9 protein-coding genes and 1 pseudogene are annotated in these 15,247 nt (G+C 72.9%); 2 read left to right on the top strand and 8 right to left on the bottom strand.

The window, feature by feature from the left end; genetic code table 11:
• Positions 1-30 precede the first annotated feature (30 nt).
• From HQQ78_RS11605 to HQQ78_RS11590, 4 genes and pseudogenes are all read right to left on the bottom strand, one after another.
• Positions 31-735: a response regulator transcription factor gene (locus HQQ78_RS11605; RefSeq protein ID WP_173153415.1), complete on the bottom strand. Its 705-nt coding sequence runs from the start codon at positions 733-735 to the stop codon at positions 31-33.
• Complete coding sequence (locus HQQ78_RS11600) at positions 732-2,009, bottom strand: sensor histidine kinase (protein WP_173153410.1); 1,278 nt, start codon at positions 2,007-2,009, stop codon at positions 732-734. The genes HQQ78_RS11605 and HQQ78_RS11600 overlap by 4 nt, the downstream gene beginning before the upstream one ends.
• A gap of 97 nt (positions 2,010-2,106) precedes the next feature.
• Positions 2,107-3,270: pseudogene (locus tag HQQ78_RS11595) on the bottom strand (ATP-binding protein); the annotation flags it as partial.
• 144 nt (positions 3,271-3,414) lie between these two features.
• The gene (locus HQQ78_RS11590) at positions 3,415-4,356 is read right to left on the bottom strand and encodes a glycosyltransferase family 2 protein (protein ID WP_173153407.1); all 942 of its coding nucleotides are present in this window, start codon (positions 4,354-4,356) and stop codon (positions 3,415-3,417) included.
• 76 nt (positions 4,357-4,432) lie between these two features.
• On the opposite strand from HQQ78_RS11590, the gene HQQ78_RS11585 reads away from it, so the two are divergent.
• Positions 4,433-5,437, top strand: coding sequence for a glycosyltransferase family 2 protein (locus HQQ78_RS11585; RefSeq protein ID WP_371740458.1), 1,005 nt, complete (start codon positions 4,433-4,435; stop codon positions 5,435-5,437).
• Between the two features lie 2 nt (positions 5,438-5,439).
• On the opposite strand, the gene HQQ78_RS11580 is transcribed toward HQQ78_RS11585, so the two are convergent.
• From HQQ78_RS11580 to HQQ78_RS11570, 3 genes are all read right to left on the bottom strand, one after another.
• Entirely contained in the window at positions 5,440-6,504 is a 1,065-nt protein-coding gene (locus HQQ78_RS11580; RefSeq protein ID WP_173153402.1) for a glycosyltransferase, read from the bottom strand.
• The gene (locus HQQ78_RS11575; RefSeq protein ID WP_173153400.1) at positions 6,501-11,216 is read right to left on the bottom strand and encodes a PKD domain-containing protein; all 4,716 of its coding nucleotides are present in this window, start codon (positions 11,214-11,216) and stop codon (positions 6,501-6,503) included. Before HQQ78_RS11575 ends, HQQ78_RS11580 begins: the two co-directional genes overlap by 4 nt.
• A gap of 114 nt (positions 11,217-11,330) precedes the next feature.
• A complete protein-coding gene (locus tag HQQ78_RS11570) occupies positions 11,331-11,987 on the bottom strand; it encodes a hypothetical protein (protein WP_173153398.1) in 657 nt (218 codons plus the stop codon).
• Positions 11,988-12,152: 165 nt separating this feature from the next.
• Here HQQ78_RS11570 and HQQ78_RS11565 point away from each other — a divergent pair, with 165 nt between their 5' ends.
• Complete coding sequence (locus HQQ78_RS11565; RefSeq protein WP_173153396.1) at positions 12,153-13,715, top strand: glycosyltransferase family 39 protein; 1,563 nt, start codon at positions 12,153-12,155, stop codon at positions 13,713-13,715.
• Here the strand turns inward: HQQ78_RS11565 and HQQ78_RS11560 are convergent.
• On the bottom strand, positions 13,663-14,979 hold the full coding sequence (locus HQQ78_RS11560; protein ID WP_173153394.1) for a hypothetical protein: 1,317 nt from the start codon (positions 14,977-14,979) through the stop codon (positions 13,663-13,665). The two genes, HQQ78_RS11565 and HQQ78_RS11560, sit on opposite strands and share 53 nt — an antisense overlap.
• Positions 14,980-15,247 lie beyond the last annotated feature (268 nt).

Raw genomic sequence — 15,247 nt, 5'->3', positions numbered from 1 at the left:
GGTCGTTCCGGGCGGCCGGCCCGGCCGTCGTCACGCGGTCGTGGTGGACACGGGCTGCGTGGCGTCGGGTCGGGCCGCCCGGACGACGAGCGCCAGCTGCACGCGGTTGCCGACGTCGAGCTTGTCGTAGGCGTGGCCGACGTGGGTCTTCACGGTGGCGACGCTGACGAAGAGGTCGGCGGCGATCTCGGCGTTCGACGCCCCCTCGGCCACCGCGACGGCCACCTCCCTCTCGCGGTCGGTCAGCAGGGCCAGCCGGGCGCGGGCGTCGGCGGCCGAGCCCGCCTCGTCCGCCGCGGTGGTCCGGGTGGCGGCGGCGATGACGCGGTCGAGCACGCTCGGCGAGAGGATCGATCGCCCCCGCGCGACGGCGAGCACGGCCTCGACGAGTTCGTGCGGAGGGGTGTCCTTCACGAGGAACCCGCGGGCGCCGCGCTGAAGGGCCCCCAGCACGAGGTCGTCTGCCTCGAAGGTCGTCAGCACGATCACCCGCAGGTCGGGCCGTCGGACCAGTTCACGCTCGGTCGCCTCGAGTCCGTCGCAGCGCGGCATGCGGATGTCCATCAACACGACGTCCGGTTCCGTGCGGTCGATGACGTCCTCGGCGTCCAGCCCGTCCACGGCCTCACCCACGACGTCGACATCCGTGTGCCCGCCCAGGATGAGCCGCAGCCCCGACCGCACCAGGGCGTCGTCGTCGACCACGACGACCCGCACCGGACGCACGCCGGTCATCGCGTCCACGGCAGGTCGGCCTCGACGACGAAGTCGTCCCCGTCGGGGCCCGCCCGGAACCGACCGCCCACCAGTCGGGCGCGTTCGGCCAGCCCGGCGAGGCCGTGGCCGTCCCTCGCGGCGTCGGACGGCCCGTGGGGCGCGGGGTTCGTCACGCGGATGCGGACGACGTCCGTCGGAGCCGCCTCGACCGACACCGTCACCCGGACCGGCTGCCCGGGAGCGTGACGTCGGGCGTTCGTGAGGGCTTCCTGGACGATGCGGTAGGCGTGCCGTCCGACGGCGGCCGGCACCTCGGCCGAGCGGGCCGCGTCGTCGACCACCGACGTGACCGGTGAACCGGCCTCCCGCGCCTCCTCGACCAGGGCGTCGAGCTCGCGCAGCGTGGGTTGAGGAGGCGCGGTGACCGTGACCTCGGAGGCCCCGCCCGCCTCCGGGTCGCGCAGCACCCCCAGCACGTCCCGCAGGTCGGAGAGGGCCGAGTGGGCCTCGGCCCGGACGACGGCCGCGGCGGCGACGGTCTCGTCGGGGTCGAGGTCGCGGCCCCGGTACTCGAGCGCCCCGGCGTGGAGGGCGACGAGGGAGAGCCGGTGGCCGAGGACGTCGTGCATCTCGCGGGCCAGGTGTGCCCGCTCTCCGTCGCGGGCCCGCTCCTCGCGGAGCACCTGGTCGCGTTCGACGAGGAGGGCCCGTTCGCGCAGCGAGGCGATCAGGGCGCGTCGGGAGCCGACGACCACCCCGACGAGAGCGAGGAGAGCGTAGGCGAGGGCGACGACGGCCAGGGCGACCGCCGCCCACCCGGCGGACCACCCGTCCTCCCACGAGCGGAACACGAGGAGTTCCGCGACCACCGTGGCCGCGACGAACACGACACCGGCGGCCACGATCTCGCCGGGCCGTCGGCGCGTGGCCAGCGACACGACGACCAGGACGGCGGCCCCGACCGCGAGCGTCGAGAACGATCCCAGGGCGAGGACCACGAGGCCGACGACGAGCGGTGCCCGGTGGCGGAAGGGGACGAGGGCGAGGGCGGTCAGCCCGGCGAGCACGTCTCCGACCAGGGAGGCCCCGAACCGGGCGTCGCTCCAGCCGCTCACGTCCGTCGACGGCCAGACCACGGCGAAGGAGACCAGCCCGACGAGGACGGCGACGGCGAGGCGCCACGAGCCCGCCCAGAGCCGGCGGGCCCGCGACGGCCCGGCACCACCCGCCGACCCCTCGCCGTCGGCGCTCGCCGGTGTCGCGGTCTCGGGTCGTGCGGTGGCTGTGCTCATGGGTCGAGCTTAGGAAGCGCCCAGCCACCGGGGATCGACCGATGGTCGGAGATCGTGGTGGCACCGACCCCCACCGGGGTGAGACTCCGGGTCGGGCTCAGGCGGTCCGGGGCCAGTCCGTCGTCAGGTAGGCCTCGACGGCACGGTTGCGGAACGCGTACGGCTTGCCCCGGCTCACCACCCCGCGCACCGTGTCGAGCCGTTGCGAGGTGGGCCCGAGCTGGGCGCCCGAGGCCAGGCCCATCGCCTCGGCGATGGCGTTCAGGGTGCGCTCTGCCGGGGGCAGCGACGCCATCGCCCGGAGGAACTCGTGCTCTCGTGGGGGGAGGCGGTTCAGGATGCGCTCGACGTGGGCCGACGCTTCGCCCTCGGCTCCGCGCCAGCCCGCCACGACGTCGTCCTCGGACACGACGGGTGCCGTCCCGACGTTCCACGCCCGCTGCCCGGCGAGCTGGAACAGGAAGGGCTCTCCGCAGCTGAGGGCCGCGATGGCCCTGGCCGCCGCGGGGTCCATGCGGACGGTCTCGACGACGCCGTGTTCGCCCGGGGTCTCCCAGCCGGCGATCACGAACGGCTGGAGTGCTTCGAGGATGTCGCCCTCGTCGAGGGGGCCCAGCGTGGTGGTCCGGAACCGGCGGGCGAAGGTCGCCCCCTTTCGGGCACCCGCCATGTCCTCGAAGTCGGGGAGGCCGGTCAGGTAGACGGCGACGGGCAGGTGCCGGGACACGGTGCCTCCACCGGGGACGGCGACCTCGACCTCGTGCGAGAGGGTGTCGCCGAGCGCGATGAGGAGCTGCGAGAGGGCGGCCTCGTCGCCGATGTTCTGCACCTCGTCGACGTGGATCACGACGACGGCGTCCTGCTCGATCGCCGCCTGCCCGAGTTCGACGAGGAGTTCGAAGAGCGCCGTGAACGGCTCGGGGCCGTCGGCGCCGCGCGTCGTCACCGAGAAGCCGGTCACGGCCACCTGCTCGACCCTGGCGAGCAGGTCGAGCACGCCCCGACGGGTCGAGGCACGGAGCCCGGCGCCGTCGGCCAGACGCAGGACGGCGGAGGCGATGATCTTGAGCGGATCGGCCCCGGTGGGCATGCGCAGCTGAGGCGTGACCCAGTCGCCGGCCTCGGCGGCGTCGCGGGCGATGCGTCGGACGAGGCTCGACTTGCCGGTGCCCGGTTCGCCGAGGATCGTCCGTCCGGTCTCGTACAGACCCGCACGTCGTCGGGGTCGCAGGACCTGGTGCCAGTCGCTCAGCTGCTCGGTTCGGCCGGCCCAGACGTCGGGGACGACGTCCGAGCCCGCCTAGAACGGGTTGGTGAGGGGAGATCGCACGGTGATAAATTTATCAGAGCCCGGGTCGACCGTTGATAAATTTATCAGAGCCCGGGTCGACCGTTGATAAATTTATCAAACCTTCTCTCGGGCTCGTCGTCGGCGCAGCTCGGTCGCCACGATCCGTCGCCCCTCGAGGACGGCCCGCAGTCCGACGAGCAGCGTGCCCGGTGACCGGACGAACTGGCGGCGCCCGCCCTGCAGCAGCACCTCCCACGCGATGCGGGGGGTCAGCCAGCGCCACCGGCGGAGGTCGTCGTCGCCGAGGTGCTTCGCGGCGAACAGCAGCCGGTTGCGGATGTTGTACCGGTAGTACCCGGCCGACTTCGCCTGCCCCGACCGGTCGGCCCCGCCGTCGGTCTGCGTGCCGCCCTCGGCGTGGACGACGGTGACGTCGTCGAGCAGCCGCAGCGCGCCTCCCGAACCGACGACGCGACGAGACAGGTCGACGTCCTCCCAGTACAGGAAGTAGTCGTCGTCGAAGCCGCCGCAGCGCTGCCAGAGGTCGTCGCTCAGCACGAGGCAGGCGCCGCTCAGCCACTCCTCGACGCGGGCGCCGGGCAGCCGTCGTCGCCGCGAGCGGATGCGGCCGTCGTCGAGGTACAGGTCGCTGCCCGCCGACCAGACGCTGCCGTCGGGGCGCAGCACGGTCGGCGCGCTCATCGTCAGCGGGTCGGACGAGGAGGCGCGGTGCAGGGCGGCGAGGGCTCCCGCGTCCGCGACGGCGTCCGGGTTGAGCAGCACGTGGTGACGCGCCCCGGCCTCACCGGCCCGGGCGACGCCGAGGTTGACGCCGGTGCCGAAGCCCTCGTTGCCGTCGGGCGCGACGAGGTGCCAGCCCTCGGCCGCGGCGAGCTCGCTCACGCGGGCGCGCTCGGCCGCTCCCGACCAGTTGTCGACGACGACCACGACGAGGCCCTCCGTCGCCCGTGAGACGGGCGCGAGGTTCTGGCGCAGCAGGTCGGTCGAACCGTAGTTGACGACGACCACCGAGAGGCCGGCGAGCGACTCACCCACGGTTCGTCCCCCGTCCACCCGCAGGAGGCGCGGTGCAGGGCCCGTCGCCCCTCACCGACCTGACATGCTGGGGGCCGTGACGACCGACCCGACCACGCCGCGCCTCCTGACCATCGCCGTGCTGACCTTCCGCCGGCCGCGCGATCTCGACGCGGTGCTGCCGCTGCTCGTCGAGCAGGCCCGCAGCGTCCGCGGACTCGGCGTCGAGGCGCGCGTGCTCGTCGTCGACAACGACGCGAGCGGATCGGGCCGTGGACGCGTCGAGGCGGCGGCGGCGCTCGCGGCGGCCGACCCGGGCGACGATGCCGGACCCGTGACGGTCGACTACGTCGTCGAGGCCACGCCGGGCATCGCCTCGGCCCGCAACCGTGCGCTCGCCGAGAGCGGCGACGGCGACGTGCTGGTCTTCATCGACGACGACGAGCGGCCGTCCGACGGGTGGCTGGGCGCCCTGGTCTCCCTGCAGGCCGAGACGGGTGCCGCGGCCGTCGTCGGTCCCGTGCGCAGCGAGTACGAGGTCGAGCCCGAGCCCTTCATCGTCGAGGGACGCTTCTTCGTGCGACGCCGACTCGCGACCGGCACGCCCGTCGACGTCGCCGCCACCAACAACCTGCTGCTCGACCTCGTCGAGGTGCGTCGCCAGGGCCTGGCCTTCGACGTGGCCCTCGGCCAGCTCGGTGGCGAGGACACCCTGTTCACCCGCAGCCTGGTCGCCGGTGGCGGCACGATCCTGTGGTGCGCCGAGGCGGTCGTCACGGACGTCGTCCCCGCCCACCGCGTCACGCGGCGATGGGTCGTGCAGCGTGCCTACAGCAGCGGCAACGGTTGGAGCCTCACCTCGGTGATGCTGTCCGCGCGAGGGGCCTCGCGACTGTCCACGCGCCTCCGGCTCTCGGCCAAGGGCGGCGTGCGCGTCGTCGGCGGGCTGGGCCGGTACGCGGTCGGCACGGTGACCCGCCCCCTCGGTCGACGGTCGCTGGGGCAACGCGCACGCGGCATCCGGACGATGGCCCGGGGCGCCGGCATGGTGGCGGGCGCGTGGGGCGCGGGGTACCGCGAGTACGGCCGCGTCGACGGCTGAGCTCACGGGCGCGCCCGGCGTCCGCCGACGGCACGTCGACCACGGGTCGCGGCGATCGCCCGACGGTAGGCCGCGACGTGTGCCTCGCCGGCGCGGTCCCAGTCGCGGGCCGACAGGTCGGGGCGCGCGTCGTCCTCGAGCCGTGAGGCCGCGTCGAGCGCGTGCTCGACGTCGTCGGGACCGAGTTCGTCGGCGTACTGCCGGACCCAGTCGGCTCCGACCTCGTCGGCCAGGCGGGCGTTGACCTCGTTGGCGGGCACGAGCACGGGCCGGCCGAGCGACAACGCCGTCAGCACCCCGCCCGAGTTGTGCATCTCGCGGTAGGGCAGCACGACCAGCTCGGCCCGGCGCACCACGTCGATGAGGGCCTCGTCGTCGAGGAAACGCAGGTCGAGGCTGACCCGGGGATCGTCGGCCGCGAGCTGCTCGAGCCCGTGGGCGAGCTCGGGCGTCGAGGGCTTGCCGGCGGCGTGCAGCCTCCGGTCGTCGCCCCGGACGTCGCGGAAGGCCCGGACGAGTCCGTCGACCCCCTTGTAGCGGCGGATGAAGCCGAAGTACGACACCCGGCCTGCCTCACGCGACGGCCAGGGCCAGCGGGCGAACCAGTCGACGTAGTGGCCGTGGGGGATGAGCGCGCCGAGGGCGTCGGCGTGCTCGGGCGTCTCGTCGTTCAGTCGCACCCAGAGCGCGGTGCGTCGCTCGATCCAGCGCAACAGGACGCGCTCGCGCCGGGAGATGCCGCTCGGCAGCTCGAGGTTGTGCTCGGTGCGGACGATCGGGGTGCGCGTCAGCCGCAGCTTCGTCACCAGGGCGACGGTCAACGCCTGACGCACGAGCGCCTTGAGCGGGCTCTGCCCCGAGACGAGGATCTCGGGCCAGTGCACGTGGAAGACGTCGTAGCGGCCCAGGAGGGCGCCCTTCCAGTCGAAGGTGCGCACCTCCACCCCGGGCACCGCGCCGACGGCGTCCCGGAGCATCACGAGGTAGGGGTTCGTCGTCGGTCGCGGTCGCGGGAACGACTGCTGGACGACGAGCCTGCTCGCATGCTCCGGGGCGGCGTCGGTCACGGCTTGAAGACGCTCAGGTCGTCGAACGAGACCGTCTGCGGGGCGTTGGTGGTGCTTCCCGAGGTGTAGGCGCCGAGGGCGACCCAGCCGGGTGCCTGCAGGCCGGCGAAGGTGTCGGTCGCCGACACCGTCCAGGCCGTGGGCTCCGCCGTGCCGTCCGCCCAGACCTTGGCGCGGATCGTCGTCGTGCCCGAGCCGCTCACCTCGAGTCGGACGTTGAGCTTCGCACCGGGGGCGATCGTGCCGGGCACGAGCGTCTCGCCCACCAGGTTCACGCCGGAGGCCGATCCCTTGAAGGCGGTCAGGGCGACGACGGCGCGTCCGTCGGAGCGGTAGCGCAGGGTCGCGCGGTACTCCGAGTTCGTCGCGACCTTGCGGCCGGTCACGTAGACGAAGGTGCCGCCACCGGTGGCCGCCTTGTCGAGGCTCACGCTGGTGCGCAGGTCGGCGTCGGTCGTGCTGACGCCGGTGAGTGCCATCGAGGTGTTGTAGCCCGCTGCCCCGAGGAACTGCGTGCCGACCCCACCGGTCACCGCGTACTGCGACGCGCTGCCCGTGCGGGCCCAGGTGCCGCCGACCTCCGCCGTGCCCCAGCCGCCCGTCACCGAGCGTCCGAAGCCGTCCTTGACCGCGGCCGTGACCACGGGAGGCGCGGTGACCGTCATCGTGGTGGTGCGGGTCGCGGTGGCTCCCTTGTCGTCGGTCACCGTGAGGGTCACGGTGTAGGTGCCGCCGACGGCGTAGTCGTGGGCCGCCGTGCTGCCGGTCGCCGTGCCTCCGTCGCCGAAGTCCCAGGCGTACGCCGTGACGGTGCCGTCGGAGTCGGTCGAGGCGCGTCCGTCGGTCGAGACCGAGAGGGCCTTGGCCGACGTCGTGAACGAGGCCGTCGGAGCAGCGTTCGGGATCGGCGCGACGGTCACGCTGCCGGTCGAGATGCCCGTGGCGCCCTTGTCGTCGGTCACGGTGAGGGTCACCGTGTAGGTGCCGGCCGCCGCGTAGGTGTGCGCGGCCGTCCCGCCCGTGGCCGTGCCTCCGTCACCGAACGTCCAGGCGTAGGCCGCGACGGTGCCGTCGGGGTCGGTCGACGCGGTGGCGTCGGTCGAGACGGCCAATCCCGTGGCGGCGCTCGTGAACGAGGCCGTCGGGGCCACGTTCACCGGGGGAGCCGGGGCGACCGTGACCGTCCCCGTCGAGGTGCCGGTGGCACCCTCGGAGTCCGTCACGACGAGCGTCACCGTGTAGGTGCCGGCAGCGGCGTACGTGTGGTTCGCGGTCGGACCCGTCGCTGCGACGGTGCCGTCACCGAAGTCCCAGCGGTACGACGCGACGGTCCCGTCGGAGTCGGTCGAGGTGCTCGCGTCCACGGCGACGGCCAGGTGGTCGACCACCGAGGTGAACGAGGCGGTCGGTGCCGCGTTCACCCGGGGCGCCGTCACGGTGACGGTGGCGGTCGACGTGCCGACGGCTCCCTGCTCGTCCGTCACGGTGAGGGTGACGGTGTAGGTGCCCCCCGCGGCGTAGGTGTGCGAGGGGGTGGCGCCGCTGGCCGGGGCGCTCCCGTCGCCGAAGTCCCAGCCGTACGAGGCGATCGTCCCGTCGCGGTCGACCGAGGTGCGGCCGTCGAAGGCGACGCCGAGACCGGTGGGCGTCGAGGTGAAGGCCGCCGTGGGCGCGGCGTTCGGATTGTTCGCACCGAGCGCGTAGTGCTGCGCGACCGTGGTGGCGTCGAGGGGTCGGGCGTAGACCGCGGCCTCGTCGAGGCTCCCGGCCCAGTAGCCCGAACCCGAGTTCCACGAGCTGTCGCCGCCGAGGCGCCAGAACCCGCGGTAGCCGTCCGAGGCCGTGGTCGGGTTCGACCCGACCTGGGCGCCGTCGACGTAGAGCTTCATGCCGTCCGAGCCCTGCGTGGCGACCACGTGGTGCCAACGGCCGTCGTTGTAGCTCGCCGTGCTGCTCGCGAGGTTCATCCGACCGGTCCAGTTGCCGAACTGCAGGCGACCGTCCTGCTCCATGTACACGTGGCGGTCGTAGTTGCCGCTGTAGCCGGTCTGCTGGTTGCCGAAGCCGATCAGCTTGCCGCCCGAGGTCGTCGTCGTGTTGAACCAGGTCTCGAGCGTGTAGTTGTTCGGGGTGTCGTACGAGGTGGTGGTCGCGACGCCGGCGTCCTGGCCGTTGAACGTCGCCGACTGGCCGGAACCGCCGACGGCGGACGTGCCGCCGGTGGCCACGCCACCGCTGACGACGCCGTTGGTGCCGACGGGCGACGAGTCGGCCGAGACGGTGGAGGCGTCCCCGTCGAGGCGGAAGTACGCCTCGGGGTCGTCCTGGAACACCCGGGCGCCGTAGGCGTCGGCCGGGGCCTTGGGCAGCTTGCTCGCGCGGCCCGAGGCGACCCACTGGCCGTCGACCTGCTTGGCGCTCAGGGCGGCCGGATACACGGAGACGTCGTCGATGTCGCCCTGGAAGTACGGGGCGCCGTCCCAGTTGTTGTCACCGCCGATGCGCCAGTAGCCCGTGTAGTCCTGGCCACCCGTCGTGCCGGCGTCGGTCGCGACCTTCTTGCCGTCCACGAAGAACGACTGGCCGGCCGAGCTCAGCGTGCCCACGACCTGGTGCCACTCACCGTCGTTGAGGGCGGTCGGGCTGGTGATGATGCGGGACGAACCCGGGTAGACGCCGAAGGACACACGGCCCCGGGGGTCCATGTAGAGGTGCCGGTCGTACGAGTTCGAGGCGCCGGTGCGGTTGCTGCCGAAGCCGACGATCTTGCCACCGGTGGTCGACGTCGTGCGGAACCAGGCCTCGACCGAGAAGGTCTGCGGGCCGGCGATGGCCGAGGTCGTGGACGAGAGGCCCGTGTCGGTGCCGGAGAAGGTGCTGGCGCCGTCGGAGTCGGACGTGGTCTGACCGGTGGTGCCGCGGGTCACGCCGGCCTGGGCCTGCTGGTCGTCGTAGCCGACCCAGTCGTAGACGGTCGAGCCGCTCTTCTCGCCGAGGCGCCAGAGCGAGGTGGCTCCGTCGGCGGCGACCTGCTTGACGTAGGGCGAGGCCTTGTCGGCGGTCACGGTGACGTCCACGCCGTCGCCCAGCACGGTGTTGCCGAGCGGGTCGGTGGCCCGGATGCGGTAGCTGTGCGTGCTGCCGGGCGCGAGGTCCTTGTCGACGAAGCCGAGGGCGGGACGCTTCCAGAAGGTCGAGGCGGAGGTGGTCGTGTACACGGGGTTGGTGAGGTCACCGTCGCGGTAGACGGCGTAGCTCAGGTTGGCGTTGTCCTTGTCCCAGTTGGACTGCCAGCTGACCCGGACCGTGCCGGACGACAGCGAGACCAGGCTCGGGGTGAAGAGGGCGCCGGAGGCCTCGGGGCCCGTCTTGTTCGGCGCGATGCTCGACACCGCGAAGCGCACGAGGCCGTTCTGCGCCTTGCCGTTGACGGACGGGAACTCCCCGCCGTAGACCACGTACTTGTCGTTGGCGGCGACGCTCCACGGGCCCTGGCTCAGGCCGGTGTAGGTGCCGGTGGCGAAGTCGGGGAACCAGTTCAGGATGCTGGGGGCGGGAGTGCCGGCGAAGTTGTAGTAACCCATCGGGTCGTTGGTGATGGTCTGCGTGGCCGAGTCGCTGAACGCCATGGCGCGCTGGAAGGTCCAGGGGTTGGTCTGCGGCTGTCCGCCGATGTTTCCGCAGTAGTGCGGGTGGCCGGCGACGTAGACGGCGGTGCTGTTGGCCGCGACCGAGTAGGTGTCACCGTGGCAGTCCTCGACCCACTGGAGGTCGCCGTTCCAGGTCGCCTTGAAGGCGCCTTCGAGTCGACCGCCGCCGCCGAACGTGTAGCCCGACCCGTAGAAGCCGTTGGCCGTGGCGCTCAAGCTGTAGATGGCCGCCTGGCCGCCACCGTTGCGGACGACGTCGTTGGCCTGGACGGGCAGGTTGGCCGCCGAGGTCGCGTCGACCATGGCGAGCCCGTACCCGGGCTGCGACGAGCCGTTCACCGAGCTGAACGAACCGCCGAGGACGATCTTCGAGCCGTCGGGGCTGGCGACGAGGCCGAGCACGTCACCGCCGGCGATCTGCGGAGCCCACGGGAGGTTCGTGCCGTTCGAGGCGGTGACCGCGGCCGCCTTGGCGCGCGTGTCCTTGCCGATGCTCGAGAAGACGCCGGCGATGTAGACGTTGGGGCCCACGGCGGCGATCGCGTTCACGGTGGCGTTCGTGCCGGGGTTCCAGCTGGTGACGAGGGCGCCGGTGGTCGGGTCGAGGGCCGCGAGGCGGTACTTGTTGACGCCGTTGACCTTGGTGAAGGCGCCGCCGATGTAAAGACGTTTGCCGTCGGGGGACGCGGCGAGGGCCTTGACCTGCCCGTCGATCACCGGCGCGAACGTCGTCGAGAGCGCTCCCGTGGTGATGTCGTACGCGAGCAGATAGCTGCGGGGGACCTCGTCGACGCCCGCTGCCGAACCCGCCGGGCGGGCCTTCGTGAACTTGCCCGCGGCGTAGACGGTGTTGCCCACGATCACCTGCGTGAAGACGGACCCGTCGATCTGGGGTGCGGGGAGCGCGTCGGCCGTGACGGTCGCCGGCGTCGACGGCGACGTCGGGTCGAGGGGGGCGGAGTCGGCCGCAGCGGGCTGGACTCCGACCAGGACGGACAACAGCACGGCGGACGCAGCGACGATCGCGGGGAGACGAAGGCGCGACGAGACGGTTCTTCCCATGGGGGAGCCTCATTCGGGTCGGGTAGGCGTCATCGGCATTCGGGTACCGATGGCTTGACGACTATAAGGTCCCCCCAAGGGGGGACAATGGCCCCCGTTGTGGGTACAGGGGTATTACGAGGTCGATCCCTCGAAGACGACGACCGGCACGTCGACGGCGTAGTCGAAGGTCAGGCGGAGGTCGGAATGCCCGTCGACGGGCACGGCGAAGACGTAGACGCCGTCGGCCGTGGCGCCCGCGGCCACGCTCGCCGGGAACGAAGAAGTCCCGGTCGAGAACGTGTTCGCGGGTGTGCGGTCGACACCGTAGGCCAGGTTGACCACGACGGTCGAGAGGTCCACGGGAGCAGCCGACGAGTTGTACACCTCGAGTTCGGCACGGACGGCCGGGCCGGTCACCTCACCGGGCAGTGTGGCCTCGCCGTCGACCGCGTCGAGGCTTTTCACCCGGACCGTCACCCCGTCCACGACGGTGGGCGACTCGTCGAGGCCCACGGGTGGTGCCTCGGGTGTGTCCGGCCCCGCGGCGGGAGGCGCGGTGTCGGTCGAGGCCGTCGTCCCGTCGTCCGACGACTCGCCGGTCGTCGACGAGCTCGAGCCCGACCCCGGTCCGGCGGCGCCGGGTTCGTCGGCGTCGCCGCCCGAGACGGCGGGCACGACCACGAAGGCGACGACGAGGGCGAGCGCCACGGCGACGGCGGCCAGCGCGATCACCAGGCGCCGACGGGACCTCGTCGGTGTGGGGTCGGGCGTCTGGTCGTCTGACGACATGGTGGCTCCTCGGTCGGGTGGCCCGTCCCGCCGGACGCCGGTGGGGTCCAGGGCCGCTGCTAGCATGCCAGCACTCCGGGCCACCCGCACCCGACCCGTCGGTCCGGTCGCCCTCTCCCTCGTCCACGAGGCGAGGGCTCGCGGTCGGCACGCACGAGGACGGCCATGACGACCACCACCCCGACGACGACCCGCCCGGCCGGGTCCACGGCGTCCTCGAGACGACCTCGCGCCTCCTCGATCGGCGTCCCGCTGGCGCTGGGTCTCGCCGGCACCGCCGTGGCGCTGGTCGGTTCGTCGACGGTGTCGCTGTGGACCGACGAGGCCGCGACGGTCTCGGCGGCCACCCGCAGCCTCCCCGAGCTCTGGGCCCTCGTCCAACGCATCGACGCCGTGCACGCCGCCTACTACCTGCTGATGCACGTCTGGACGACCGTCGCCGGGACCTCCCCGGTGGCTCTCCGCCTCCCGAGCGCGGTCGCGGCCGGAGTCGCCGTCGTCGGCGTGCACCGGCTGCTGGTCGTGCTCGGACGCCGGGACGCCGCCGTCGCGGGTGCGGTGGTCGCCGTCGTGCTGCCGCGCATCACCTGGATGGGGATCGAGGCGCGCTCCTTCGGGCCCAGCGCGGCCGTGGCCGTGTGGGCGACCGTCCTGCTCGTCGTCGCGCTGAACCGAGGAGGTGCGGCGCGGTGGATCGGGTACGCCGCCCTCGTCGGGGTGGGTACCGCCCTCAACATCTACGTCGCCCTGTTGGCCGTCGCCCACGCCGTGACCGTGGCCGCCTGGCGTCGGGTCCCGGTGAGGCGCCGCCTGGCCTGGCTCGCCTCCGCCGCGGCGGGCGGTCTCGTGGCGTCGCCGGTGGTGCTGCTGGCCGCCGGTCAGCAGGGGCAACTGGGCGACAACGACCTGGGTCTCGTGCAGATCGCGCGGGGGATCGTGGTCAACCAGTGGTTCCTCGGGGGGACCCCCACGCGCGTGGACTCGACGGCGTCGCCCACCGAGCCCTGGGCGCTCGCCTCCCTGGCCCTGGCCCTCGTGGGGTGGATCGCGATGGCGGCTGCGATCGTCGCCGGGGTGCGCGGCCGTCGTGCCGGGCCGCTGTGGGTCCTCGTCCCCGTGCTCGTCGTGCCCACCGCCGTCGTGGTCGGCTACAGCCTGCTGGTGAGCCCGCTCTACAACCCCCGCTACTTCACCTTCGCGGCGCCGGCGTGCGCGGCGCTGGTCGGAGTCGGCGTGACCGCACTCCGCCACCGTGGCGCCCGGGTGGTCGCCCTCGCCGTGATCGTCGCCCTGTGCGTCCCGGTCTGGCTGTCGCAACGTCAGGTCACGGGGAAGAGCGGCACCGACTGGTCCGAGGCGGCAGCGGTGGTCGAGCGGGGCGCGCGGCCCGGCGACGGGGTCTACTTCGCGCCTCTCGACGTCGATCCGCCTCGGGTCGTCGAGCGGTCGACGTCCAACGTCGCCGTCGTCTACCCGGATGCCTTCGACGGTCTCGTCGACGTCACGGTCCGCAGCCGGCCCGTCGACCAGGACAGCCTGCGGGGGACGGCCTGGCCCCTCGGCTCGCCGGAGGCGAGGCTCGACGCGGTCGACCGCCTCTGGGTCGTCGAGCCCGCCGACGAGCCCACGGCCCGCGCCGACGACGTCGTCCTCGAGACCGCCGGCTTCGAGGTCGTCAGCCGGTGGGCTGGCGGGATGACGGCAGTCGAGGAGTGGCGCCGACCCTGAACCGGTCGATCCCGTCGCGGGCCACCGGCACGAATGCCAGGGCCAAGGCGACGACCAGGGTCGGGAACGCGCTGTAGAACGGCGCGAAGAAGAGGTTCCAGCTGCTCTGCGCCGCGGTGTAGAGCAAGATGCCGCTCGCGGTGCCCTCGGCGATGCGACGGACGACGCCGACCCCGAGGATGCCGAGGAGGACGGCGGACAGCACGAGCCCCACCACGCCCGACTGCGCCCAGAGGTCGCCGACGACCGAGTGCAGCTCGAAGTGCCCGCCGAACATGAACCGCTCGACGTAGCCGTTGTCGGGTTGGTACCCGATGCTGCTCATGCCTTCTTTGGCGATCTGGATGTCGCCCGCCGTCGGGACGACGCCGGCCCCGAAGCCCCAGGGGTGGTGCTCCATCAGGGCGGCGGTGGCCGCGAGCTCGGGGCGCCCGCCCAGGATGAGGGAGCCCGAGACCCTGAGCTGCTCCACGCTGCGCGACTGGGTCGCGAGGCCGAGGTAGCCGTCGAGGATGAGGGCCTGACCGAGTTGGAAGACCACGACCCCGAGGACGCCGAGCCCGATCAGGACGGCGGCGGCCGACGGGCGCCGGTGCGGGCGGACGATCGCCAGCTGGGCGAAGACCAGCAACGCTGCGAGGAGCAACAGGCCGAACGCCGAGCGGAAGTCGCTGAGCGCGGCGACGATCGTCAGGGCGAGCAGGACGGCCAGTTCCCACCGGCGTCCGTACCGGGCGGCGAGGGCGAGGGCGATGACCGTCACCGGCAGGGCGAACCCGAACTTCCAGGGGTTGCTCGCGAAGAGCGGTGTGCCCGTGCTGAAGCCCAACGCCAAGCCGATGCCGAACCAGAGGACGGCCCGCTCGGGCGTCAGGACCTCCGTTCCCCACAAGAAGAGGCCGACGCCGAGGAGGGTCCCGAGGAGGATGACCGTCATCGGCACCGTGGAGGGCGACGACGAGACGTGGTCCCCCGAGTTGGCGACGCCCAGCCAGAGCCCGAGCGCGACGGCCAGGAGGCCCGCCACCATGAACGCGACCCCCCAGTGGTGGCGCCGCAGCGAGCCCCACCACACGGGCAGCAGCAGGGCGGCCACGACGAAACCCGCCTGCATGCCCTGCGGCAGGGTGAAGCGCATGCCGAGCACGACGAGCGCGGCGGCGGCGATCGCCCGGACCCAGGCGCGCGCGTCGCCGGGGGAGGCGCGGGACCGCTCGGGACGGCCGGCCGCCGGCGCCGACGGGGCGGCTCGGAGCAGCGTCATGGGACGAACTCTAGGCGACGCCCGCGACCTCGACGACCCCCGTCCTGGTGTCCCCCACAGTGCCGACACCCGAGGGGGAGCCACCTTGTTGGGGGCTGACGCCCCCTTGCGGAGTACGCGTGAATGTAACAAGATCACCTCTTGTCCTGACCGGGTGAGATTCCGTCCCCTCAGATCCATCCCGCGCAAGCCCCCGTCCTGGGGGCACGGCGTGGTGTTCTTCCTCTCGCACGAGCCTCCGTCCCCGAGGCATGTCGCGGGATCGCCC

It is taken from the genome of Frigoribacterium sp. VKM Ac-2859, from assembly GCF_013204925.1.
Classification (GTDB): Bacteria; Actinomycetota; Actinomycetes; order Actinomycetales; family Microbacteriaceae; genus Frigoribacterium.
The sequence above is the reverse complement of the archived record's forward strand: the minus strand, read 5'-3'. Positions and strand labels throughout refer to the sequence as shown.